The sequence below is a fragment of the Mesorhizobium sp. ZC-5 genome (assembly GCF_025753855.1).
Taxonomy (GTDB): Bacteria; Pseudomonadota; Alphaproteobacteria; order Rhizobiales; family Rhizobiaceae; genus Neomesorhizobium.
Genome location: NZ_JAOWPT010000002.1, coordinates 12,389 through 36,541 on the forward strand (window position 1 = coordinate 12,389; position 24,153 = coordinate 36,541).

At 63.8% G+C, this 24,153-nt stretch carries 17 protein-coding genes; 9 read left to right on the forward strand and 8 right to left on the reverse strand.

All coding sequences use genetic code 11. The features are described 5' to 3' along the window. Positions 1-32: 32 nt before the first annotated feature. Complete coding sequence (locus OHD58_RS03180; protein WP_263801616.1) at positions 33-896, reverse strand: transglutaminase-like cysteine peptidase; 864 nt, start codon at positions 894-896, stop codon at positions 33-35. A 314-nt stretch (positions 897-1,210) separates the two neighbouring features. On the opposite strand from OHD58_RS03180, the gene OHD58_RS03185 reads away from it, so the two are divergent. Continuing rightward, complete coding sequence (locus OHD58_RS03185) at positions 1,211-3,556, forward strand: response regulator (RefSeq protein WP_263801617.1); 2,346 nt, start codon at positions 1,211-1,213, stop codon at positions 3,554-3,556. Positions 3,557-3,575: 19 nt separating this feature from the next. Here OHD58_RS03185 and OHD58_RS03190 read toward each other — a convergent pair whose 3' ends face one another. Together OHD58_RS03190 and ispG are read right to left on the reverse strand one after the other, a co-directional pair. Next, on the reverse strand, positions 3,576-4,430 hold the full coding sequence (locus OHD58_RS03190; RefSeq protein WP_263801618.1) for a lytic transglycosylase domain-containing protein: 855 nt from the start codon (positions 4,428-4,430) through the stop codon (positions 3,576-3,578). Between the two features lie 2 nt (positions 4,431-4,432). Continuing rightward, entirely contained in the window at positions 4,433-5,686 is a 1,254-nt protein-coding gene (ispG, locus tag OHD58_RS03195) for a flavodoxin-dependent (E)-4-hydroxy-3-methylbut-2-enyl-diphosphate synthase (protein WP_263801619.1), read from the reverse strand. Between the two features lie 917 nt (positions 5,687-6,603). Between ispG and OHD58_RS03200 the strand changes: the two genes are divergently transcribed. After that, positions 6,604-7,389, forward strand: a complete 786-nt coding sequence (locus OHD58_RS03200; protein ID WP_263801620.1) for a 3-hydroxybutyrate dehydrogenase — start codon at positions 6,604-6,606, stop codon at positions 7,387-7,389. A 4-nt stretch (positions 7,390-7,393) separates the two neighbouring features. Next, the gene (locus tag OHD58_RS03205; protein WP_263801621.1) at positions 7,394-8,518 is read left to right on the forward strand and encodes a patatin-like phospholipase family protein; all 1,125 of its coding nucleotides are present in this window, start codon (positions 7,394-7,396) and stop codon (positions 8,516-8,518) included. 30 nt (positions 8,519-8,548) lie between these two features. On the opposite strand, the gene OHD58_RS03210 is transcribed toward OHD58_RS03205, so the two are convergent. Beyond that, positions 8,549-9,145 carry a TetR/AcrR family transcriptional regulator gene (locus OHD58_RS03210; protein ID WP_263801622.1) on the reverse strand — a complete coding sequence of 199 codons (597 nt, stop codon included), beginning with the start codon at positions 9,143-9,145 and terminating at the stop codon, positions 8,549-8,551. A gap of 121 nt (positions 9,146-9,266) precedes the next feature. On the opposite strand from OHD58_RS03210, the gene OHD58_RS03215 reads away from it, so the two are divergent. From OHD58_RS03215 to OHD58_RS03240, 6 genes are all read left to right on the forward strand, one after another. Continuing rightward, positions 9,267-9,728, forward strand: coding sequence for a (2Fe-2S)-binding protein (locus tag OHD58_RS03215; protein ID WP_263801623.1), 462 nt, complete (start codon positions 9,267-9,269; stop codon positions 9,726-9,728). Between the two features lie 2 nt (positions 9,729-9,730). Then, positions 9,731-12,007, forward strand: coding sequence for a xanthine dehydrogenase family protein molybdopterin-binding subunit (locus OHD58_RS03220; protein ID WP_263801624.1), 2,277 nt, complete (start codon positions 9,731-9,733; stop codon positions 12,005-12,007). Next, positions 12,004-12,603, forward strand: coding sequence for a hypothetical protein (locus tag OHD58_RS03225; protein WP_263801625.1), 600 nt, complete (start codon positions 12,004-12,006; stop codon positions 12,601-12,603). The genes OHD58_RS03220 and OHD58_RS03225 overlap by 4 nt, the downstream gene beginning before the upstream one ends. 233 nt (positions 12,604-12,836) lie before the next feature. After that, positions 12,837-13,973 carry an efflux RND transporter periplasmic adaptor subunit gene (locus OHD58_RS03230; protein WP_263801626.1) on the forward strand — a complete coding sequence of 379 codons (1,137 nt, stop codon included), beginning with the start codon at positions 12,837-12,839 and terminating at the stop codon, positions 13,971-13,973. A 21-nt stretch (positions 13,974-13,994) separates the two neighbouring features. Continuing rightward, positions 13,995-17,177 carry an efflux RND transporter permease subunit gene (locus tag OHD58_RS03235; protein WP_263801627.1) on the forward strand — a complete coding sequence of 1,061 codons (3,183 nt, stop codon included), beginning with the start codon at positions 13,995-13,997 and terminating at the stop codon, positions 17,175-17,177. Between the two features lie 108 nt (positions 17,178-17,285). Next, positions 17,286-17,444 (forward strand): DUF3309 family protein, encoded by a 159-nt coding sequence (locus OHD58_RS03240; RefSeq protein ID WP_149759632.1) that lies wholly within the window; start codon positions 17,286-17,288, stop codon positions 17,442-17,444. Between the two features lie 89 nt (positions 17,445-17,533). Here OHD58_RS03240 and OHD58_RS03245 read toward each other — a convergent pair whose 3' ends face one another. The 4 genes from OHD58_RS03245 to OHD58_RS03260 form a co-directional block, all read right to left on the reverse strand. After that, positions 17,534-18,724 (reverse strand): MFS transporter, encoded by a 1,191-nt coding sequence (locus OHD58_RS03245; protein WP_263801628.1) that lies wholly within the window; start codon positions 18,722-18,724, stop codon positions 17,534-17,536. A gap of 137 nt (positions 18,725-18,861) precedes the next feature. Next, positions 18,862-22,317 (reverse strand): pyruvate carboxylase, encoded by a 3,456-nt coding sequence (gene pyc / locus OHD58_RS03250; RefSeq protein WP_263801629.1) that lies wholly within the window; start codon positions 22,315-22,317, stop codon positions 18,862-18,864. A gap of 190 nt (positions 22,318-22,507) precedes the next feature. After that, entirely contained in the window at positions 22,508-23,626 is a 1,119-nt protein-coding gene (locus OHD58_RS03255; protein ID WP_263801630.1) for a branched-chain amino acid ABC transporter substrate-binding protein, read from the reverse strand. Positions 23,627-23,787: 161 nt separating this feature from the next. Then, positions 23,788-24,135, reverse strand: a complete 348-nt coding sequence (locus tag OHD58_RS03260; protein ID WP_263801631.1) for a DUF6867 family protein — start codon at positions 24,133-24,135, stop codon at positions 23,788-23,790. Positions 24,136-24,153 lie beyond the last annotated feature (18 nt).

Below are 24,153 nucleotides of genomic sequence, written 5' to 3' on the forward strand. Positions count from 1 at the left end.
AGAAGTCTCAATCTCCTAGGACAGTCCCGAATTTAGATGGAATTGCTTCCATTATGTACCGATCTGCCGGTTTGCTTTGATATTCGCGATCCGTAGATCCAGGATCGGTCGTTGCTAAAAGAAACCAGCGGCAAATAATCGGCAACCTCGCGATCCTCCCGGATCACATTTGTCACGCTGTCCAGTACAACGTTTCGCGCGTCTGTCCGCACGATCAACACCGCGTGGAAGACCTGTCGGCGTTCGTCCCTCAACAGGAGGAGGGTGAGGTCACGCGTGTCGAAGCCGAGCTTTTGCAGCAGGAGCATCTTCGCTATGGCAAGATCCTCGCAATCGCCGGCACCGATCGCCAGCGTCTGATCAAGGTCGGCCCAGTGGTCCGGCTTGCGGTAGAGTTGCTCATCGGCGACGTAATTTACCAACCCGTTTATCCCTGAATTCACCAGACCGATTTGCGACGCGACGCCCTCACCGGCGGCCTGTTCAATCAGCGCTGCCGCCGAACGGATGGTTTTATTGGGGCACAAATGGCGCTCCAAACAAGCGTTGAATTGCGCCATTGCCTCCGGGCTTCGTACCCTGTCCCAGGAACGGCCTTGCACGGGCGATGAGAGAGGAAGTGCCACCGCGTTGAAAAAAGCGGCCCGCGTTTCATGGGCTACGGGTTCGTTGGCTGCGAGATCGAGCGTCACCCTTGGCATTGCTTGCGGATCGATCGAGCCTCGCAAGCCATCAACGGTCGCTATCGATCCGGTGGTGAATGGGCTTGGGGGCGTACTGGTGACACACCCCGCTGGCCCGGCTGCGATGGCGAGAACCTGAAGCCCTTTTACGATCTGTCGTATCGGGAAATGCCGGCAGCCCCACCGGTTCTGGCCCACAAACCAAAAACTCATTGTTCACAAACATCCAGCGTCTGCCGAAGCGTAAGTGCGCTGAATTGAAATTTAGTGAATGAGCACGATTTTGCGTTTGGAAACAGGCAGATGAAAGTCCGGCGGTATGGTCGGGGGTAGGCGCCTGGTAGAATTGGCTATAGCTGAGAAACAAACGAGTAGGCATCTCTGCCAACCGCGCGCTCAGGAGGTCTAGGCACCGGATCGCACACATTTTCTTAATGTAAATAAGGCGTAATCGCGATTGCTAAAATGCGGGTAATGAGGCTATGGCGAAATTGCCCGGCATGGTTTCTGCGTGTTCGGGGGTTCGCGTGCCACAGTATCTGTCCTTCATCCGGTCGATCCGGATTCGCTACCTGTCCGGCTTGATGATGATCGCCGTTGCCGCGGCAGCCATCATGTTCGCGATGAGCAGCGTCAACACATACCGCCGCCAGCTCGACGCCGCCGCCGCCGACACCATTGTTCTGCTGCGTGACTTGCGCAACGCCACCAGTTTCGCCGAACAGACCACCACCGCCTGGCGGGAGGAAACCCGCGAGGAATTGACGTCGGCCGCGCGCGGCCATGCCGACCGCCTCGCCACGGCAACGGAAGCCCTGGCGCGCGCCTATGCCGACATCAAGCCGCGCCTGCAGCGGGCCAATGCCGACGAGATCGACACCGTGTCGATCAACGGCGATCTCTTCTGGTCGGTGCGCGACATCATCCGCAACCTCGGCGTCCTCGCCAAGGCCCAGAAGATCGACGAGTGGAGCTACCGCGAGATCCAGAACCAGAACGACCTCTTCGCGCAGCCATTGCTGGTGCGCGCCCGCACCGCGCTGGAAAACGAACGGCGCATCGCCGAAGTGACCGGCGACCGGCTGTTGATCGGCGCCGGTGGCGTCATGCTCCTCGTTCTGGCGATCGTCGCCTTCTGGATCTTTCGGCCGATGGAGAAGGCGATCCGCCGCGCGTTCGACGCATCTGAAGCCTCGCTCAAGCAGGCCGAAGCGGCGGACCGCGCCAAGTCGGAATTTCTCGCCAACATGAGCCACGAGATCCGCACCCCGATGAACGGCGTGCTCGGCATGGCCGAGCTTCTGTCCAAGACCGAACTTACGGCACGCCAGAAGACCTTCACCGATGTCATCGTGAAGTCGGGCAACGCGCTGCTCACCATCATCAACGACATCCTGGACTTCTCGAAGATCAATGCCGGCCAGCTGACGCTCGATCCCGCTCCTTTCCGCCTCGCGGAAGCGGTCGAGGATGTCGCAACCCTGGTCTCCGCTCGCGTCGCCGAGAAGAACCTCGAACTGATCGTCCGCGTCGATCCGCGTCTGCCCGAATATGTGGTCGGCGACGTCGGCCGCTTCCGCCAGATCATCACCAATCTGCTCGGCAATGCCGTGAAATTCACCGAACGCGGTCATGTACTGATCGATGTCGCCGGCGAGGTAAAGGACGACGTCGCGCATCTCCACATCCGCGTCGAGGATACCGGCATCGGCATTCCCGCCGAGAAACTGCAGAACGTTTTCGAGAAATTCGCCCAGGTCGACGGCAGTTCCACCCGCCGTCACGAAGGCACCGGCCTCGGCCTTGCCATCGGCGCCCGCCTCATCGACTTGATGGGCGGCAACATCGGCGTCGAATCCGAACTCGGCCGCGGCTCGGTGTTTTGGTTCACCGCGCCGCTGCCGGTTCATTCCTCGGAAGCGCCGAGCACCCCGGTTCCGGTCGACGTCACCGGTGCCCGCGTTCTGGTCATCGACGACAACCCGGTCAATCGCGAGATCCTGCTCGAACAGCTGAAGAGCTGGGGTTTCGACTGCGCCGCCGCCGAAAGCGGCGCCGTCGGCCTCGCCTTCCTCGACCGCGCTGCCCAGCTCGGCGCCTCGGTCGATTGCGTCATCCTCGACTACCAGATGCCCGGCATGAACGGCGCCGACGTCGCCAAGGCGATGTGCTCGGACCAGCGCACCACGCACATCCCGGTCATCCTGCTCACCTCGGTCGACCAGATCGACTTCGGCCGCATGGTGATCGACTACGGTATCGCCGCGCATCTGACCAAGCCGGCGCGCTCGGCGGTCTTGCTCGGCACCGTCATCGCCGTCATCCAGAAGGCCCGCGCCGCTGCCTTGCGTGTCGAATTCGCCCGTGAGCCGCAGGCTCTCACCTTGCCGCAACCGGAAAGACGGCGCCCCGTACAGCCCGCCATCGCTGCCGAGCGCGAGGCTGCCGCACCGCAGGCGAACGCACCGCTCGACATCCTCATCGCCGAGGACAACGAGGTGAACCAGCTGGTTTTCGGCCAGATCCTCAACGGCCTCGATCTTTCCTACCGCATCGCCGCCAACGGCCGCACCGCCGTCGAGATGCACCGCTCGCTGAAGCCGCGGCTGATCCTGATGGATGTGTCGATGCCCGAAATGAACGGCTACGAGGCGACGCGCGCCATCCGTGCCGCCGAGCGCTCCGCCGGCGGCCACACGCCGATCATCGGCGTTACCGCCCATGCGCTGAAGGGCGACCGCGAAAAATGCATCGAGGCGGGCATGGATGACTACCTGTCGAAGCCGATCTCGCCGGACCGCCTCAGTGCCAAGATCGGCAATTGGCTGAGTGAAACGGCGCTGCCGGAAAAGGAATTGGCCCGGTCGGCATAGCGGCCATTCGGCAGGCCACTTACCGGTTGCGAAGCACGACGCAGGCGCCGCCGGCGCCGCGCAACTTCTGGCAGATGACATCGGCTTCCTTGCGTGAATCGGCACCGATCCTGACCGCATAGATACCGCGCCGGCCCCTCGGCGTCCGCACCCGGCTCACCACCGGCTCATGGCTTGAAAGCAGTGCCGGGAACCGTGCCCTCGCCCGCTGCCATTGCCGGAATGCGGCGGCGCGGCGGAAACTGCCGGCCACCTGGACGCCCCACGGCTTCACATTGATGCGCGCCATCGGCACCGTGGCCGCCATGATCACCGGCAGCTTGCGGCAGGCCTTGCGAAAATCGAGTTTCGCATCGAGCGGCTGCACGGTTCCCTGGTAGCTGGCGGTGGAGAAACTGTCCGCCGGCTCGCCCATGATGTCGAGCACGTAGTCTTCCGTTTCCAGCGGCAGGAACCCGCCCGACGAAAGCCAGCGCGACACGCGGCTTTCGCCGGCATTGTAGGCCGCGGCCGCCAGTCCGAGATTGCCGAAGCCGCGTTTCAGCTCGCCGAGATATTTCGCCGAAGCGGGCAGCGCCTGCTCAACGTCGAAAGGATCGGCCAGCCCGCGCATCTTCGCCGTTCCCGGCATGAACTGCGCAATGCCCTCGGCGCCGACCGGACTTTCGGCGCCGGGGTCGAAGCGGCTTTCCTTCCAGATCAGCCGGGCGAAGAAATCGCGCGGCAATTGGTGCACGTCGGCCTGCGTCTCGATCAGATGGCAGATGCGGCCGATGGTGACCGGCCTCTCGCTTCGGCCGGGCGGATCGGCCAGCGCAGGCCCGTACCAGGCAAGCCCGCAAAGCAGCAGCGCCGCTTTCCGGAACGCCGGCATCGCTATTCCGCCGCTTGCCTGCCGCCGCGGCCGAACCGCTGCTCGATATAGGCGGCGACCATCCTCTCGAATTCCTCGGCGATATCCGGACCGCGCAGCGTCGCCGCCTTCTTGCCGTCGATGAACACCGGCGCCGTCGGCGTCTCGCCCGTGCCGGGCAGCGAGATGCCGATATCGGCATGTTTCGATTCGCCCGGCCCGTTGACGATGCAGCCCATCACCGCGACCTTCAGTTCCTCGACACCCGGATATTGCTCGCGCCAGACCGGCATGTTCTTGCGCAGATCGTTCTGGATGTTCTGAGCCAGTTCCTGGAAAACCGTCGAGGTAGTGCGCCCGCAGCCGGGACAGGCCGCCACGATCGGCACGAATTGCCGGAAGCCCATCGTCTGCAGCAGTTCCTGCGCCACCTGAACCTCGCGGGTGCGATCGCCGTTCGGTTCCGGCGTCAGCGAAACGCGGATCGTGTCGCCAATGCCCTGCTGCAGCAGGATGCCCATCGCCGCCGAAGACGCCACGATGCCTTTCGAACCCATGCCCGCTTCCGTCAGGCCGAGATGCAAGGCGTGGTCGGAGCGTTTGGCAAGTTCCGCATAGACCGCGATCAGGTCCTGCACCTGGCTCACCTTGGCGGAGAGAATGATTTTTTCACGCGGCAGGCCGATCTCTTCGGCGGCCGCCGCCGACAGCAGCGCCGACTGCACGATCGCCTCGCGCATCACCTGGTTAGCGGTCAGCGGAGATCCCTGCTTCTGGTTGTCGTCCATCAGCCGGGTCAGCAGCTCCTGGTCGAGCGAGCCCCAGTTGACACCGATCCGCACCGGCTTGTTGTAGCGGATCGCCATTTCGACGATGGCGCCGAACTGCTTGTCCTTCTTTTCCTTGAAGCCGACATTGCCGGGATTGATGCGGTATTTCGCCAGCGCCTCGGCGCAGGACGGATGGTCGGCCAGAAGCTTGTGGCCGATGTAATGGAAGTCGCCCACCAGCGGCACGTTGATGCCGAGCCGATCGAGCCGCTCGCGGATGCCGGCAACGGCGGCAGCGCTCTCGTCGCGGTCGACGGTGATGCGCACGATCTCGGAGCCGGCCTTCGCCAGAGCGGCCACCTGCGCCACCGTCTGGTCGACGTCGGCGGTGTCGGTGTTGGTCATCGACTGCACGACGACCGGGGCATTGCCGCCCACCATCACGCCGCCGACATCGACGCCGACCGAATGGCGGCGGTCGAAGGGAGAGGAAAAATATCCGGTCATCGCCGGGTGCCTTTCTGGCCGAATGATCCGGCTTTCAGGTGGCGGAGGAGCAAGGCGATGTCAAGGCGGCGCAGCGAAGCAGATGGCGCCTGACCTTCTCCCTTTGTGGGGGAGGTGGATCGGCTCGAAGCGCCGAGACGGATGAGGGGTGTTCGACGAAGCGTTATCTTGCTGAAATGCAGCACGAAGCGGGGAGGCTTGGGGAAGCATTGCGTTTCTTCCAACACCCTCATCCGCCTTCGCTGCGCTCAGGCACCTTCTCCCCCTTCGGGGGAAGGTGAGTCCCGTCCGTGCCGCCCCGCTGAGGTGTGGATAGAATCACCCGATTTCCCGCCCTTCTCCACCTCAATCAAAGATTCTTCATAGCAATTTCAATGGCTTGTACGATTGTTGAAAAAAAATCGTCTGTCCACACCCTTCGCGGCCTCCCGCATAATGACCGTGTTGTTCTCTGTGGGGGTCTGGGTGGCCACCGGGTTGACCAGGGAGAACAGCGGCGTCGGGACTGGCCTCGCTCCGGATTGGCGAGGTTGGAGGTCATGCTCCAAGGTTCCGGCCCTCGACGTACGGTGAGCCTACGGCCTTCTGGCACAGGGCGAGCCGGGCGGGGCAGCAACGCCGGCGGTGCGCGTCTTTCGGGCATCGTTACTGAAAACAGCGCTGTCGGTCCGTCCGGCAGGCGCGCACCGCCTCCCCCACATTTTTTACACGGGAGGCAAGACAGCCTCCCAATGGCCAGGGCGGATTTCCGCAGCGTGGCAACGGAGAAGCATGGCTATCCCTCCCCCTGAGGGGAGGGTGGCGGGCGAAGCCCGCCGGGTGGGGCCGCATCGGCAGTACGGGACGCCCTTCGCATTTCTGCTGCAAAGCAGTACATATATTGCACTGCAACAAAGACTGCGAAAGGACCAGCGACCATGACAACAGGGAAAAAGACCGCCATCGTCACCGGATCGACCTCGGGAATCGGCCTGGCGATTGCCCACGCTCTGGCCGCCGAAGGCTGCAACGTCGTCGTCAATTCGTTTTCGAACACCGACACGGATCATGCCGTCGCCAAGGAGATCGCCGCGAAACACAAGGTCGAGGCGGTCTATGTCCAGGCCGACATGTCGAAGGGTGATGATTGCCGGGCGCTGGTGGGGAAGGCCGCCGAAAAGTTCGGCACCGTCGACATCCTGGTCAACAATGCCGGCATCCAGCACGTGGCGCCCGTCGACGAGTTCCCGGTCGAGCAGTGGGACCGCATCATCGCCATCAACCTCACCTCGGCTTTTCACACCACCGCTGCCGCCCTGCCGTTGATGAAGGCGAAGAAATGGGGCCGCATCGTCAACATCGCCTCGGCACACGGCCTGCGTGCCTCGCCGTTCAAGTCGGCCTATGTCGCCGCCAAGCATGGCATCCTCGGCCTTACCAAGACGGTGGCGCTGGAAGTCGCGGAACAAGGCATCACCTGCAACACCATCTGCCCCGGCTACGTGCTGACGCCGCTGGTCGAGGCGCAGATCCCGGACCAGATGAAGGCCCACAACATGGACCGCGACACCGTCATCCGCGAGGTCATGCTCGACCGCCAGCCGACCAGGCAGTTCGCCACCGTCGAACAGATCGGCGCCACAACCGTGTTCCTCTGCTCCGAAAATGCCGCGTCGATCACCGGCACGCCGATCTCGGTCGACGGCGGCTGGACCGCGCAGTGATCTCATGACGACCAACGGCAAGCGTGACAAGAAACCAGTCAACATCGCGCTGCAGGGCGGCGGCTCGCATGGCGCCTTCACCTGGGGCGTGCTCGACCGGCTGCTCGAAGATGGCCGCCTCGATTTCGCGGCGGTTTCCGGTACCAGCGCCGGCGCCATGAACGCGGTCGCCATGGCCGACGGCTGGGTGCGCGGCGGCCCAGACGGAGCACGGCGGAAGCTTGCCGATTTCTGGCGGGCAGTCGGCCGCACCGGCCGGTTCAGCCCGGTGCAGCGTTCGCCCTGGGACGTGCTATGGGGCAACTGGTCGGTCGAGAATACGCCGGGTTATCTCTGGTTCGATTCCATCTCGCGGCTTCTGTCGCCCTATCTCGCCAACCCCTACAACATCAATCCGCTACGCGATGTGGTCCGCGCCGAGATCGACTTCGACAATGTGCGGGCCTGCAGGGCGCTGAAGCTGTTCCTGTCAGCCACCAATGTCGAGACCGGCCAGTTGCGCGTCTTCGAGACCGGCGAAATCAACGAGGATGTGGTGATGGCGTCGGCCTGCCTGCCACTGATCTTCCAGGCTGTCGAGATCGATGGCGCGCCCTACTGGGACGGCGGCTACGGCGGCAATCCGGCGCTTTATCCATTCTTCTATGTCAATGCCGCCGAGGACGTGCTGCTCGTCCAGATCAACCCGGTGGTCCGCGAAGGCGTGCCGAAGACCGCCAACGAGATCCAGAATCGCATCGACGAGATCACCTTCAATGCCGCCTTGCTGCGCGAGTTCCGCGCCATCGCCTTCGTCAAGGAGTTGATCGCCTCGGGCCGCATTCCGCATGGCGAATACCGCGATATCCGCATGCACCGCATCGATGCCGACGAGGCGTTCAAGGATCTTTCGGCGTCGTCGAAGGTCAACGCCGAATGGGCCTTCCTCGAATATCTGCGCGACCTCGGCCGTTCGGCCGCCGGCGATTGGCTGGACGAGAACTACGACAAGGTCGGCAGGGAGCCTTCGCTCGACCTCTCCGACATGCTGGTACCGGGCATGCTGCCGAAACGTCCGCACGGCGCCGGCAGCCGCGTCCGCGAATTTCTGGCCAACCGCTCGAAACCGGTGGCGGCCAGAAAGCGGTAGGCGAATGCCACCGACCGACGGCCCCGGAAGCTACGGCTTCAGCACCATGTCGATGACGCGGATCAGTTCGCGGGCGCCGGCCCGTTGGCCTTCCGCATCGCGCACCCGCATCTTCATCCCCTCCAGCCCGTCGAGCAGCAGGTTGGCGAGTCCGGTGGCCGAGAGGCCCCTCGCCGCCAGGTCGACGCCGGCGCCGGCGGCTTCGGTGGCGATCGCCTCCGCCAGTACCGCGACCAGATCGTTGCGCCACACCAGCGCGATATCGCCGGCAAGGCTGTTCTTCATGTCGAGCAGTTCGGCGCCGTGCGGCGATTCCGAAATCTGCCGCATCATCGAAATCAGCGCCGTCTCGATCGCCGTTTCCAGGCGTGCAGCCAGCGGTCCGTCGGCCGACAGGGCGCTGCGGGCTCTCTCCACCGAGTTTTTCAGGAACATCTCGGCGATGGCGCGAAAGATGTCCGCCTTGTTCTTGAACAGCAGGTAAAGCGCTGGCCGCGATATTTCCGACGCCCGCGCGATATCGTCCATCGTGGTGCGGGAATACCCGTAGGCAAGCGCCAGCTTCATGGCGCCTTCGAGAATGCGGGCGCGCTTCTGCTCTTCCTGTGTCTGCGGCGTATCGTTCACGGTCCGGACTCGTTCTCCGATCCTCAATTGACAAAATAACAGAATTTGTCAATATGTCTTAAGGTCATGTTGAGCGTGACCCATCATCGTCGGGCAATGGACGACAACGAAGGGTATCCCCATGCGCCTCACCGTCAACGGCAACGCCATTGATATTGACGCCGATCCCGACATGCCGCTTTTGTGGGCGCTGCGCGATCTCGCCGGGGTGCTTGGCCCGAAATTCGGCTGCGGCATCGCCGCCTGCGGCGCCTGTACAGTGCATATCGACGGCACGCCGGTGCGTTCTTGCGCGCTGCCGGTCGGCGAAGTCGATGGCGATATCCTGACCATCGACGGCCTCGCCACGGACGGCAAGCTGCATCCCGTGCAGCAGGCATGGCTGGAGGAGCAGGTGGCGCAATGCGGCTACTGCCAGGCCGGGCAGATCATGAGCGCGGTCGCCCTGCTCGACGAGATTGCGAACCCCACAGACGAGGACATCGACAACGCGATGGGCGGCAATCTCTGCCGCTGCGGCACCTATCCGAGGATCCGCTCGGCCATCAAGCGGGCCGCCGCGCTCAAGACGGCGGGGATCTGACCATGGCCAGCATCGGCAAGATCGCCCGCCGCACGTTCCTCATCGGCGCGGTTGCAATCGCCGGCGGCGTCGCCGTCGGCTATTATTATTACCGCAAGCCCTATCCCAATCCGCTCGAAGACGAACTGGCCGACGGCGACGCCACCTTCAATCCCTATGTGAAGATCGCCGCCGACAGTACGATCACCGTCATCGCCCCGCGCGCCGAAATGGGCCAGGGCGTGGCGACGACGCTTGCCGCCTTGGTCGCCGAGGAACTCGACGTTCCCCTCGACAAAATCAAGGTCGAGCATGGGCCGGCCGCCTACGCCTATTACAATTCGGAGATGCTTTCTGAAGGTGGTCCCTTCGCCTTCTACAATGAAGGCGTCGTCGCGGAATCCATGCGCACCGCCATGGGCGCTGTGGGCAAGGTCCTCGGCTTCCAGGGTACCGGCGGCTCGTCTTCCACGCGCGACGGCTTCGACAAGATGCGTCAGGCCGGCGCCGCCGCGCGGCACATGCTGATTGCCGCCGCCGCAGTCAGGCTTGGAGTGCCGGCCAGCGAACTCGACACCCAGGACGCGACGATCGTCCACAAGACCACAGGAAAATCGCTGACCTATGGCGAGGTTGCCGCCGATGCTGCGGCCTCCGCCCCGCCTTCCGAACTGCGGCTGAAGGACAAGGCCGACTGGGTGTTGCTCGGCAAGCCGCAGATGCGGACCGACATGCTCGCCAAGGTGACCGGCGCGCCCATCTTCGGCGCCGATGTCAGCCTGCCGGAGATGCTTTACGGCACCGTCAAAATGAGCCTGCGCTTCTGGTCGAAGCCGGTGAAGGCCGATCTTTCCAAGGCTGAGAAGATGCCCGGCGTCGTCAAGATCGTGCCGATCGACACCAGCTACGGCCACGGCTTCGGCGTCATCGCCGAGAACACATGGGCGGCGTTCAAGGCCGCCGAGGCGATCGAGGTGGAATGGAGCGATCCCGAATATCCGGCCGACACCGCCGCCATCTTCAAAGCCTTGCAGGACGCACTCGCCTCGCCCGACGGTTCGGCGCTCCGCGACGACGGCGATGTCGACACCGCTTTTGCCGACATACCGCGCGAAAGGCTGGTCAAGGCGGATTACGAAGTACCCTATCTCGCCCATACCTGCATGGAGCCGATGAACGCCACGGCGCGCCTCAGGGATGGTGTGCTGGACATCTGGTCGCCGAACCAGATGCCGACCATCACCCGTCAGCTTTGCGCCAGTGTCGCGGGCGTCGAGCAGGACAGTGTCAACGTCCACACGACCTATCTGGGCGGCGGTTTCGGCCGCCGCGGCGAGATGGATTTTTCGATGTTCGCGGCTGTGCTTGCCAAGGAGACGGGTGGACGCCCGGTCAAGGTGATCTGGACGCGCGAGGAGGACACCCGCCACGACACCTACCGTCCGGCGGCGGCGGGCCGCTTCCGCGCCCGCATCGGCGACGACGGCCTGCCCGTCGCTGTCGACATGGCGATCGCCTCCCCATCGGTCATCGCCAGCACGTTGCGGCGGACGTTCCCGTCGATTTCGCCCCTGGGTCCCGACAAGAGCATCATCGAAGGCTCGTTCGACCAGCCGTACACGATCCCCGACTATCGGGTGACGGCGATCCCGGCGGCGCTGTCGATCCCGGTCGGTTTCTGGCGCTCGGTCGGCAATTCCTACAACGGCTTCTTCCACGAAAGCTTCATGGACGAGATTGCCGCTGCCGGGAAAATCGATCCTGTCGAGATGCGGAAAAAGCTTATGGCCGCCTATCCCGCCGCGGTGAAGGTGGTCGAGAAGGTCGCCGAAATGGCGAAATGGGGCGAGCCGCTGCCGGCCGGCAAGGCGAAGGGTTTCGCCTTCACGCTGTCCTTCGGCAGCTGGGTCGGGGAAATCATCCAGGTCGCCGACACGCCGTCCGGCATCCGCCTCGAAAAGATGTGGATCGCCGCCGACGTCGGCACCGCGCTCGACCCCGGCATCATCGAGGCGCAGTTGACCTCGGGCGCCGTCTACGGGCTTTCGGCGGCGATAGGCCAGGAAATCACCTTCGCCGACGGCATGGTCGAACAGTCGAATTTTCACGACTACGACGCGATGCGCATCTTCCAGTGCCCGCAATTCGAGGTGGCGATCCTCGAGAACTACCACAAGATGGGCGGCGTCGGCGAAGTCGGCACGCCCCCGGCGCCCCCCGCGCTCGCCAACGCAGTCTTCGCCCTCACCGGCAAGCGCATCCGCAAGCTGCCTCTGAACAAGGAGGTCTCGTTCGCATGAGAGGACCTGCCCTTGTCGCGGCGTCGATTATGCTGGTCGTCGCGGCCGCCGCCATCGCGCATTCCCAGGAGACGCAGCCGGCGCCGGCGCTCGCCGTCGACACAGCCACGGGCCTGCCCGAATGGGAGAAGGTCTACGCCGTCTTTTCGCATCCGCGCTGCGCCAATTGCCATGTCGATGACAATCGGCCGCGCTGGTCGGGTCCGGAATTTCCGATGGCGAAGGTGCATGGTTTCAACGTGCAGGGCGGCGCCGACGGCTCCGGCTTCGGCAATCCGGGACTGCGCTGCACGACCTGCCATTTCGCAACCAACTCGCCGATGCGCCACGGCCCGCCGGGAGCGGAAAGCTGGCATCTGGCGCCGCCGGAGATGGTCTGGTTCGGCAAGTCATCGGCGGAAATCTGCGCACAGACCAAGGATCCCGAGCGCAATGGCGACCGCACGCTTGAGGAGATCGCCACCCATGTTCGCGACGACGGCCTGGTCGGCTGGGGCTGGGATCCGGGGCCAGGCCGGCAGCCGGCGCCGGGTTCAGCCGAACAGACATTTCTTGCAATCCAGCGTTGGGCGGCCGCGGGAGCACCATGTCCTTGAGAACGATCGAAACCGCCCCCGGGCAATGTGTCGCTGCTCCTGACAAACCATTGTCAGGATTGGCCGATACATGAAAAATTATGACTGTTTCGCAAGGCGAACTTAGTATAGAAACCCCCGCCGGGCCGATATTCGGCAGGCTAAACGATTGAATCCGGCATCACTCGCCCCCATATCGACTTCGCGCCCGACGCACGGCAGCGGATCATGCCGGACCTACATGGATAGAAACTATGCCACGGATTAGGTTCCACAAGCTTGCCGCTTTGGTTGTGTTCGTCGCTTTTGCCGCATGGATGGGCACCGGCACATTCTCCTCTGTTGGCAGTGCGTCGGCCGAGACCGAGGCTAAGCCGGCGGAAGCGGCCGAACAGCCAAAGGCACCGGCGCGCACCGTCGCGGTGCTGGCGCCGCCACGCATCCAGCACGCGCGCGCCATCCGCGTCTCGGGACAGACCGAGGCCGACAAGCGCGCTGTGCTGGCGACGCGCGCGGCGGGGATCATCGCCGAACTGCCCGTGAAGCAGGGCGACCACGTAAAACAGGGCGACCTGATCCTCGCGCTGAATGCCGAAGACAAGCCTGCCGCCGTTGAAACCGCCAAGCAAGTGGTCAAGCAGCGCGAGGCCGAGCTTGTCGCCGCCCAGCGGCTGGCCAAGAGCGGCAACCTCGCGACCCTGCAGCTCGATACCGCCGTATCCGCCGTCGCGTTGGCCAAATCGCAGCTCGAACTGGCGCAGGCTGAGCTCGACCGGACCCGCATCTTCGCGCCGTTCAACGGCGTCGTCGACAAGGTTCCCGTGGAGCTCGGCAGTTCCGTCATGCAAGGCGGCGAGGTGGCGACATTGCTCAGCCTCGACCCGGTTCTGGTGCGCGGCGAAATCAGCGAGCGCGACCTGACCCACATCAGGACCGGCGACAGCGCCGAGGCGCTGCTGGTCAATGGCGGCAAGGTCGAGGGAACGGTACGCTATATTAGCCGCGAGGCTTCGGCGACGACCCGGACCTTCCGCATCGAGATCGCCATTCCCAATCCGGACAACCGCATCCCCGCCGGCATGACGGCAGAGATCACGCTGCGCTCGGCACCAGTCGACGCCGTGGCGCTGCCGCGTTCGGTCGTGACGCTGAGCGATGATGGCGATCTCGGCATCCGCGCCGTCGATTCCAGCAACAAGGTGGCGTTTTTCCCAATCGACCTCGTCGAAGACCTGCCGAGCGGGCTGGTGCTTGGCGGCATACCGGCCGATGCCCGGGTGATCGTCGCCGGTCAGGATCTGGTCAAGGAAGGCGACGAGGTGAACCCTGTTCCCGCCGACGCCGAGTTGGTCAAGAAGCTCGCGGGCGAAGCCGCCAGCGGCATCAACTAAGAACTCCAAAACGGGTCTGTCATGGATATCGTCAAGCTTGCAATCAACAATGCGCGCCTGACGCTGTCGGTGCTGCTGTTCCTGCTTATCGCCGGGGCACTGGCGTACCAGGCAGTGCCGAAGGAGGCTGAGCCGGACGTCGCCATTCCGATCATGTACGTTTCGCTGATCTATGATGGCATCTCGCCGGAGGACGCCGAGCGTCTTCTGCTGCGGCCGGTCGAGCAGCAGCTCAAGAATCTCAAGGGCCTCAAGGAGATGAAGTCGAACGCCTTCCAGGGCGGCGCGAACGTCATCGTCGAATTCGACCCTTCCGTGGATCTGGGCGACGCGCTCATCGAGACACGCAACAAGGTGCAGGACGCCAAGCGTGATCTGCCGACCGGCGTCGAGGAACCCACCGTCAATGAAGTGAACCTGTCCGAGTTCCCGGTGGTGTTCGTGACCTTGTCGGGCGAAATCCCCGAACGCGCCCTGACCGCCGCCGCCAAGGAGCTTCAGGACCGCGTCGAGGAGGTGCCGGGCGTGCTGGAGGCCCCGATCCAGGGTGCGCGCGACGAAATGGTCGAGGCCGTGATCGACCCGATGAAGCTCGCCTCCTACAACATGCGCCTCGATCAGCTCATCAATGGCATCGGTGCTTCGAACAATCTCGTCGCGGCCGGTTCGATCGAAGGCTCCGCGGGCAAATACGCCATCAAGGTGCCGGCACTGATCGAAACGCCTGAGGATGTCGCCAACCTTCCCGTGGTCGCCGGACCGAATGCCGTGGTGCGCGTCCAGGATCTGGCCACCGTGCGCTCGACCTTCGAGGATGCCGAGACGATCGCCCGCCTCGACGGCAAGCCGGCCATCGTCCTGGAGGTCAAGAAGCGCATCGGCGCCAATGTCGTCGAGACGATCGAAGGCGCAAAGAAGGTCGCGGATCAGTTCGTCGCCGACAGCAAGAAAACCCTGCCCGACTTGAAGGTGACCTACACCCAGGACAAGTCGACCTTCGTCAACCAGCTGCTGAACGACTTGCAGAACCACGTCCTCATCGCGGTCATCCTGGTCTTCATCGTCATCCTCTACGCGCTGTCGGGCCGCGCCTCGATGCTGATTGGCCTGGCGATCCCGGCATCCTTCCTGATGGGCATCCTGGCGCTCGCGATGATGGGCTACACCATCAACATGATCGTGCTGTTCTCGCTGATCCTGGCGGTTGGCATGCTGGTCGACGACGCGATCATCGTCACCGAGTATGCCGAGCGGCGGATGTCGGAAGGCATGCCCAAGGAGCAGGCGTTCGAGGAAGCCGCCAAACGCATGGCCGGCCCGGTCATCGCCGCGACGCTGACCCGCATCGCAGCCTTCTCGCCGCTGCTGTTCTGGCCCGGCATCGTCGGCGACTTCATGAAATACCTGCCGATCACCCTGATCGTCACGCTGGCCGCGTCGATGGCCTATGCGCTGATCTTTGCGCCGTCGATCGGGGCGATCATCGGCAAGGCGCCGCTGCATACGGAAGAAGACCGCCGCGACGGCCTTTATATGGCCGTGGTGAAGAAGGCCGTGCACTATCCGATCACGGCTCTCATGCTAACCTTGGCGCTGCTCGGCGGCGGTTTCTACGCCTATGTGCAATACGGCAACGGCGTCGAGTTCTTCCCCACCGTCGAGCCGGACTACGGCCTGCTCTACGTCCATGCCCGCGGCAATCTTTCGCTCGAAGAGATGGATGTCGCCACGCGCGAAGCGGAACGCCGCATCCTCGGTTGGCCGGGCATCAAGTCGGTCTACACGCGCGTTGGAAAGACGCGTGGCGGCCAGGACATTCCGGAAGACGTGGTCGGCGTCATCAACTACGAATTCATCGATTGGCGCGAGCGCAAGTCGGCGCACGATATTCTCGACGATCTGCGTGTCGCCATGGCCGGCATTCCGGGAGTCGACGTCGAGGTTCGCGTGCCGGATGCAGGTCCCCCCACCGGCAAGGCGATCCAGGTCCAGCTTGCCGCCGCCGATCCCGCCGGCTTGAACGATTATGCCAAGCAGGTGGCCAACGCGGTCGCCAAGGTGCCCGGTGTCATCGACCTCTCGGATGGCCTGCCGCCGCCCGGTGTCGACTGGGCGCTGGAGGTCGACCGCTCGAAGGCCGCCCAATACGGCGTTAGCCCGTTGGCTGTCGGCACCGTCGTGCAGCTGGTGACCACCGGTCTCAAGCTTACCGAGTATCGGCCGGCTGGCGCCGACGACGCGGTCGACATCCGGCTTCGCCTGCCGCAGGACCGGCGCACGCTGGCCGCGCTCGACCAGTTGCGTGTCGAGACGGCGGAAGGCTCGGTGCCGATCTCGAACTTTGTCACCCGAACGCCTGAACGCACCGTCGGTATCCTCAACCGCATCGACGGCAAGCGCACCATCACCATCCAGGCCAACGTCGCCAACGGTTTCCAGGTCGCAGAGGTCCAGGCGGCGGTCTCCAAGGTCGTCGGCGAGATGGCCAAGCCGGGAGTCGACTGGAAGCTGGCCGGCTCCAACGAGGACAGTGCCGAGGCGGCCGCCTTCCTGACCAATGCCTTTGGTGCGGCCATGTTCCTGATCTTCATCGTTCTGCTCGCGCAGTTCAACAAGTTCACCAGCGTCATACTCGTGCTCACCTGCGTGGTGATGGCCATCGTCGGGGCCCTGCTGGGCATGCTGCTCACCGGCCAGACATTCGTCATCGTCATGTCCGGCATCGGGTTCATCGCGCTGGCGGGTGTCGTCGTGAACAACAACATCGTGCTGATCGACACCTACGACCGGCTGCGCGAGGAGGGCTGGAACAAATACGACGCGGTGCTGCAGACCTGCCGCGAGCGTGCCCGCCCGGTGGTGCTGACCGCCGTCTCCGCCATCCTCGGCGTGCTGCCGATCGCCTTCGGCCTTGGGCTGGAAATCTTCCACCAGGAGACGACGATCAACGCGCCGTCGACGCAGTGGTGGATCGCGCTCTCGTCGGCAATCGTCTTCGGCCTGTCCTTCGCCACCGTGCTGACGCTGATCGTGACGCCGTCGATGCTGATGGTATTCACCCGCGACAAGCGCAAGCCGGGCCATGTCGGTTGGCTGGGCCGGTTGAAGAACCGGCTGTTCCGGCGCGGCACAAAGGACGAGCCGGTGCTCGATCCTCAAGGTCCGCCCGAGCCGGCGATCGCCTATCCGAAAGCCGCCGAATAGAAGCCGGCAAAACGCCGGCAGGCGGCGAAATGACAGAGCCCGCGGGAACTTCCCGCGGGCTTTGTGCATTGTCGGAGTATTGAAAAACTGTTTTCAAGGGGAATTTCGATGACGCTCGGTACCATCCTGATCATCATTCTCATTCTGATCCTGCTTGGCGCCATTCCCGCCTGGCCGCATTCGGCTGGCTGGGGTTATGGACCGTCCGGCATCGTCGGCGTGATCCTGGTCGTTCTGCTCATCCTGGTCTTGATGGGCCGAATCTGACGAAGGCTCGATGCCTTCACGAAACGCGCCGCCAAAAGCGGCGCGTTTTTTCAAGGGACTTGTTCGAAGTGAGTCGCGGTTTTCCGAAATCAGATCGGCACCGGATCCTTCACCGTATCGTGGTTGAGATCGGCGGCGCGCGTCAGCCCCGACATCAGGAACACGAGGCCCAGGAGCAGCGCCACCGCGACGTAGACGGGCGAGAAGCCGACCTTGCCGCCGACGAAACCGATCAGCGACGGTGCCACCAGGATACCGGAATAGCCCATTGTCGTGACCACGCTCATGCCGGTGCCTGAAGACACGCCCGGATGGTTGCCGGCCGCCGAAAACAGGATCGGCACCATGTTGGCGATGCCAAGCCCGCAGAACGCGAACGCCGCGATCGACAGCCACGGCCACGGCGTGAGCCCCGCCACCAGCATGCCGGCGGCCGAGATGATGGCCGAGACCCGGAACGTCTTGACCGCGCCGTAACGGTTGCGGATGCCGTCGCCGGCGAAGCGCATGATCGCCATCGCGCCGGAAAAAAACGCGAATGCAAAGCCCGCCGTCGCGATATCCGTGCCGAGTTCCTGGCGCAGGTAGAGTGCCGCCCAATCCAGCACCGCGCCTTCCGAGTTCATGCAAAGCAGCGCCATGAAGCCGAGGACATAGATCATCGGGTCGCGCGGCAGCGAGAATTTCTGCTGCTCCTGGACTGCGGGCTGGTCGTCGGCGATCACATGGCGGAAGGCCACGCCGATGCCGACCAGCGCGATCAGCGTGACAAGGAATGCATGGTTGAGGTGGCCGAAATTCTGGATCAGGATGCCGCCCATGCCGCCGCCGGCGAAGCCGCCAAGGCTCCAGAAGCCGTGCGAGGACGACATCACGGCGCGCGCCAGCTTGCGCTCCACCACGACGGCATTGGAGTTCATTGAAACGTCCATCGCGCCGATCGATCCGCCGAACAGGAAGAGCGCCACCGCCGCCACCGGAACGGTGGGGGCCAGCGCGACGATCAAAAGGCCGAAGATCGCCACGATGGCGAATATCCGCAGCGTGGTCTGCGAACCGTAGCGGGCGATGAGATGGCCGGCCGCAACCATGGCGACGACCGCGCCGAGGCCGAAGCACAGGATCAGGAGGCCGAGCGTGAACTCGCTGATGGCGAGCCGCGTGGCGAATTCGGGAATCTGCGGCGCCCAGCTGCCGAGAATGAAGCCGTTGATGAAAAACATCGCGGCGACGGCCCAGCGGCCGCGGATGGCCGCTTGAGTGGCATTGGTGGCATCCATGGACAGAAATCCTGACACGAAATAACTGGTAGCAAACAACTAAATCGATTGAATCCGTAGTCAATCGCCGCTGCCGCGGATTCCGTTGAGCCAGCTTCTCCTGCGGGACACTTCGTGTCGCAGGGGGAAATCTTCCGTCAGCCGAACACCACCAGCAGATCCTTCGCGTCGATCTGGTCGCCAGCCGTCACCAGCACTTCGGCGATGGTGCCGTCGCGCTCGGCGTGAAGCGCGGTCTCCATCTTCATCGCCTCGATCGACAAAAGCACGTCGCCGGCCTTGACCGCCTGCCCTGCCGACACCGCCAGCGTCGAGACGACACCAGGCATCGGCGCGCCGACATGCGCCTCGTTGGCGGCTTCCGCCTTGCGCCGCGCCTTGGCGGAGCCGCCATGCGCGCGGTCCGGCACCTTCACCCGGCGCGGCTGCCCGTTGAGTTCGAAGAACACCGTCACCATGCCCTTGTCGTCGACCTCGCCGACGGCAAAGCAGCGGATGACCAGCGTCTTGCCGCGCTCGAGATCGACGAAGATCTCGTCCTGCGGCTTCATGCCGTAGAAATAGACCGGCGTCGGCAACACGCTGACCGGGCCATAGATATCCTGCACGCCGACGAAGTCGGTGAAGACCTTTGGATACATCAGCCAGGACGCAAACTCGAACTCGGTGAGCTTGCGCTCCAGCTTCGCCTCGATCTCGGCGCGGCTCCCCTTGAGGTCGGCCTGCTTGAGCAGCGAGCCCGGGCGGGCGGTAATCGGCTTCTCGCCCTTCAATGCCTTCTTCTGCAGTTTTTCCGGCCAGCCGCCGGGCGATTGGCCGAGGTCGCCGCGCAGCATCGACACCACCGATTCCGGGAAGGCGATGTCCTTGGCCGGATCCTCGACGTCGGCCACGCTCAGGTCCTGGCTCACCATCATCAGCGCCATGTCGCCGACGACCTTCGACGACGGCGTCACCTTGACGATATCGCCGAACATCAGGTTCACGTCGTGATAGGCCTGCGCCACTTCGTGCCAGCGCGTTTCCAGCCCGAGCGAACGTGCCTGCTCCTTCAGGTTGGTGAACTGCCCGCCCGGCATCTCGTGCAGGTAGACTTCGGAGGCCGGCCCCTTCAGGTCGCTCTCGAACGCCGAATACTGGTTGCGCACCGCCTCCCAGTAGAACGAGATTCTCCTGATCCATTCCGGGTCGAGGCCGGGGTCGCGCTCGTGGCCGCGCAGCGCTTCGACGATCGAGCCCAGGCAGGGTTGCGAGGTATTGCCCGAAACGGCGTCCATCGCCGCGTCGATAGCGTCGACGCCGTTCTCCACCGCCGCCAGCACCGAGGCTGCGGCGACGCCCGACGTATCGTGCGTGTGAAAATGGATCGGCAGGTCGGTCGCCTCGCGCAGCGCCTTGAACAGCACCCGTGCCGCACCCGGCCTCAACAGTCCCGCCATGTCCTTGAGGGAAATGATATGGGCGCCGGCCGCCTCCAGTTCCCTGGTCAGGCCGACATAATAATTGAGGTCGTATTTGGCGCGGTCGGGATCGAGGATGTTGCCGGTGTAGCAGATCGCCGCTTCGCAGAGCTTGTTTTCCTCGAGCACCGCATCCATGGAGACACGCATGTTCTCCACCCAATTCAGGCAGTCGAACACCCGGAACAGATCGATGCCGCCGACTGCGGCCTGCTTGACGAAGTGCCTGACCACATTGTCGGGATAATTGGTGTAGCCGACGCCGTTGGCGCCGCGCAGCAGCATCTGCAAGAGGATGTTCGGCGCGCCCTGGCGCACCAGCGCCAGCCGTTCCCACGGATCCTCGGTGAGGAAGCGCATGGATACGTCGAATGTCGCCCCGCCCCAGCATTCGAGTGAGAAGAGGTCGGGCAGCGTGCGCGCATAGGTGCCCGCGATGCCGGCGATGTCATGCGTGCGCATGCGGGTCGCCAGCAGCGACTGATGGCCATCGCGCATCGTCGTATCGGTGACCAGCACGCGGTTTTGATCGCGCATCCAGCCGGCGAATTTCTTCGGCCCGAGATCGTCGAGCAACTGCTTGCTGCCGGGCGGTACCGCACCGTTTACATGAGGAACCGTCGGCGCCGCCGCCTCGTGGTTCGGCTTCGGCCGGCCGCGCGTTTCCGGGTGGCCGTTCACCGTAACGTCCGCGAGATAGTTCAAGAGCTTGGTGGCGCGGTCCTGCCGCTTCACCTGCTCGAACAGTTCGGGCGTCGAGTCGATGAATTTGGTCGTGTAGGAATTGTCGCGGAAACTCTGGTGCGTGATGATCGCCTCGAGGAAGGTGAGGTTCGTCGCCACGCCGCGGATGCGGAACTCGCGCAAGGCGCGATGCATGCGCGATATCGCCTCCTGCGGCGTCGGCGCCCACGCCGTCACCTTCTCCAGCAGCGGATCGTAGAACCGGGTGATGACCGCGCCCGAATAGGCGGTGCCGCCGTCCAGCCTTATGCCGAAGCCGGTGGCGCCGCGATAGGCGGTGATGCGGCCGTAGTCCGGAATGAAGTTCTGCTCGGGGTCTTCCGTAGTGATACGGCACTGCAGCGCGTGGCCGTTCAGCCTGATGTCGGCCTGCGCCGGCACGCCGGAGGCGGCGGCACCGATCGCCTCGCCGTCGAGGATGTGGATTTGCGCCTTGACGATGTCGATGCCGGTCACCTGCTCGGTGACCGTATGCTCGACCTGGATGCGCGGGTTCACTTCGATGAAGTAGAACTTGCCTGTGTCCGCGTCCTGCAGAAACTCGACCGTGCCGGCGCCGATATAGCTCGTCTCGCGGGCGATCTTCAGCGCATAGCCGCACAGTTCCTGGCGCAATTCCTCGCTGAGATAAGGCGCCGGCGCGCGCTCCACGACCTTCTGGTTGCGGCGCTGGATCGAGCAGTCGCGTTCGAACAGATGCACGGCGTTGCCGTGGGTGTCGCCCAGCACCTGCACTTCGACGTGGCGGGCACGCTCGACCAGCTTCTCCAGGTACACCTCGTCCTTGCCGAAGGCTGCCTTGGCCTCGCGCTTGCCTTCCACCACCTCACGCGCTAGGTCGGCCTCGGAGCGGATGACGCGCATGCCGCGGCCGCCGCCGCCCCACGACGCCTTGAGCATCAGCGGGTAGCCGACTTCCGCCGCCAGCTTCTTCACTTCACCCATGTCGTCCGGCAGCGGATCGGTCGCCGGAATGACCGGCACGCCCACTTCGACGGCCAGGTTCCGAGCCGCGACCTTGTTGCCCAGTCGCCGCATCGTCTCCGGCTTCGGACCGATGAAGGTGATGCCGTTCTCGGCGCAGGCCTCGGCGAATTCCGGGCTTTCGGACAACAGGCCATAGCCGGGATGGACCGCATCCGCTCCGGAGAGCTTTGCCGCGCGGATCACCTCGTCGATCGACAGGTAGCTTTCGATCGGACCCAGGTCCTTCGACAGATGCGGGCCGCGTCCGACCTGGTAGCTTTCGTCCGCCTTGAAGCGGTGCAGCGCGTATTTGTCTTCCTCCGCCCAGATGGCAACCGTCTTGATGCCGAGTTCGTTGGCGGCGCGAAAAACGCGGATCGCAATCTCTGAACGGTTGGCGACGAGGATCTTGGCAATCGGCACAAACACACTCCAGCTACTGTTTTGGCAGGGGTCGGCTAATCAATAGCCAGAAAATGCTGCAGTGCAAACTAATAAGCAACGAAACTCAATCGATTTAAATAGGACAATGGAGCAAGACTGAAACCCGTCCTGCCAAAGAAAATGCCCGGCGCGAGGCGCCGGGCACTGACTTGTCTACACTGAAGAGAGATCAGGACTTCGGGACGTAGGTGTACTTGCCGTCGTCGCCCTTCTTCCATTCGTACATGACGTAGCCTGGAAGCTTCGGGTCGCCCTTCTCGTCGAAGCCCATGTCGCCGAGCGCGGTCGGGAACGGACCCTTTTCCTTCATCGCCTTGGCGACTTCCTGCGGATCGACCGAGCCGGCCGCCTTGGCAGCCGCGGCGATCACCTGCATCGCAGCGTAGGAGTAGAGCGTGTAGGCTTCCGGCTCGAAGCCGGCGGCGCGGAACTTCTCCACCAGATCCTTGTTGGCCGGGTTCAGGCGCGGATCGGGACCGAAGGTGTTCAGCGTACCGGCAACCGCGTCACCGGCGATCGAGGCGAGCTCGTTCGACACGATGCCGTCGCCGGAGATCAGCGTCGCCTTCAGGCCCTGGTCGGCCAGCTGGCGGATGATCAGGCCGGCTTCGGTGTGCAAGCCGCCCCAATAGACGATCGAGACGCCGGCTTCCTTCATCTTGGCGATGAGGGCCGAGAAGTCCTTGTCGCCGACATTGACGCCTTCATACATGGCTTCCGTGACACCAGCGGCGTTCATGGCCTTCTTGGTCTCGTCGGCAAGGCCCTGACCGTAGGTGGTCTTGTCGTGCACGACGGCGATCTTGGCGTCCTTGAAGTTTTCAGCCAGGTACGCACCGGCAATGCCGCCCTGCTGGTCGTCACGGCCGCAGGTGCGGAACGTGTTCCACAGGCCGCGCTCGGTGAAGGTCGGGTTGGTCGCGGCAGGCGTGATCTCGAGAATGCCGTTCTCGGCGTAGACTTCCGAGGCCGGGATCGAGACGCCCGAGTTGAAGTGGCCGACGACGAACTTGACGCCGTCCGCGACGAACTTGTTGGCAACCGAGATGCCCTGCTTCGGATCCGAAACGTCGTCACCGACGACGACCTTGACCTGCTCGCCGTTGATGCCGCCGGCGGCATTGATGTCGGCTGCGGCCTGCTCGGCGCCCTTCTGGAGCTGGGCTCCGAAAGCGGCATTCGGACCCGTGACGGGGCCGGCGACACCGATGATGATATCCGCCCAGGCGCTGCCGCTGAACGCGACGAGCGCGGTCAGAGCAACTGCGGACAACAGTGACTTCTTCATTGATAACTCCCATTAAACAGGGTGAGTTTGGACAACCCGTTCTTGCGACCCACCCATAGCGCAGACGGGATAGATTGCCGATTTTACGGCAGTTGTCACGCCGATTTGTCCCCAAATCGGCGTGAATGGTGAATGCGGGCAAGCCGCGGGCAAGTTCGTGCTCAGGCCTTCGGCTTCCACGTCAGCAGCGAGGCCCGCTCATAGAGCCAGCTGTACTGGGTCACCATCTGGTTGGCCCGCGTGTAGCGGTAGCCGAGCGTGCCGATGATGAGCAGTATGATCGTGTCGACCACGTAATACTGCAGGGTGAACATCGTGCCGTCGAACAGCGCATGATGGATAAAGCGCACCGCGATCCCGAGCAGAAGCAGGTAGACGACAAGCCCCGCATAGGGACGCCAGGTCTGCGCGCAGGCCCGGCCGGTCATCCACGCGGCCCAGCCGCCGAGCAGGCAGGTAACGAAGAAGAACTGCAGGATCGAGGGTTCTTCGTAGAGAATTCCCTGCATTGTCGTTGTCTCCCAACT

What these genes read in the sequence shown, in the direction of transcription:
- OHD58_RS03180 (WP_263801616.1), bottom strand. Translation starts at nt 896, where the DNA reads ATGAGTTTTTGGTTTGTGGGCCAGAACCGGTGGGGCTGCCGGCATTTC.
- OHD58_RS03190 (WP_263801618.1), bottom strand. Translation starts at nt 4,430, where the DNA reads ATGCCGGCGTTCCGGAAAGCGGCGCTGCTGCTTTGCGGGCTTGCCTGG.
- ispG (WP_263801619.1), bottom strand. Translation starts at nt 5,686, where the DNA reads ATGACCGGATATTTTTCCTCTCCCTTCGACCGCCGCCATTCGGTCGGC.
- OHD58_RS03200 (WP_263801620.1), top strand. Translation starts at nt 6,604, where the DNA reads ATGACAACAGGGAAAAAGACCGCCATCGTCACCGGATCGACCTCGGGA.
- OHD58_RS03205 (WP_263801621.1), top strand. Translation starts at nt 7,394, where the DNA reads ATGACGACCAACGGCAAGCGTGACAAGAAACCAGTCAACATCGCGCTG.
- OHD58_RS03215 (WP_263801623.1), top strand. Translation starts at nt 9,267, where the DNA reads ATGCGCCTCACCGTCAACGGCAACGCCATTGATATTGACGCCGATCCC.
- OHD58_RS03220 (WP_263801624.1), top strand. Translation starts at nt 9,731, where the DNA reads ATGGCCAGCATCGGCAAGATCGCCCGCCGCACGTTCCTCATCGGCGCG.
- OHD58_RS03225 (WP_263801625.1), top strand. Translation starts at nt 12,004, where the DNA reads ATGAGAGGACCTGCCCTTGTCGCGGCGTCGATTATGCTGGTCGTCGCG.
- OHD58_RS03230 (WP_263801626.1), top strand. Translation starts at nt 12,837, where the DNA reads ATGCCACGGATTAGGTTCCACAAGCTTGCCGCTTTGGTTGTGTTCGTC.
- OHD58_RS03235 (WP_263801627.1), top strand. Translation starts at nt 13,995, where the DNA reads ATGGATATCGTCAAGCTTGCAATCAACAATGCGCGCCTGACGCTGTCG.
- OHD58_RS03240 (WP_149759632.1), top strand. Translation starts at nt 17,286, where the DNA reads ATGACGCTCGGTACCATCCTGATCATCATTCTCATTCTGATCCTGCTT.
- OHD58_RS03245 (WP_263801628.1), bottom strand. Translation starts at nt 18,724, where the DNA reads ATGGATGCCACCAATGCCACTCAAGCGGCCATCCGCGGCCGCTGGGCC.
- OHD58_RS03255 (WP_263801630.1), bottom strand. Translation starts at nt 23,626, where the DNA reads ATGAAGAAGTCACTGTTGTCCGCAGTTGCTCTGACCGCGCTCGTCGCG.
- OHD58_RS03260 (WP_263801631.1), bottom strand. Translation starts at nt 24,135, where the DNA reads ATGCAGGGAATTCTCTACGAAGAACCCTCGATCCTGCAGTTCTTCTTC.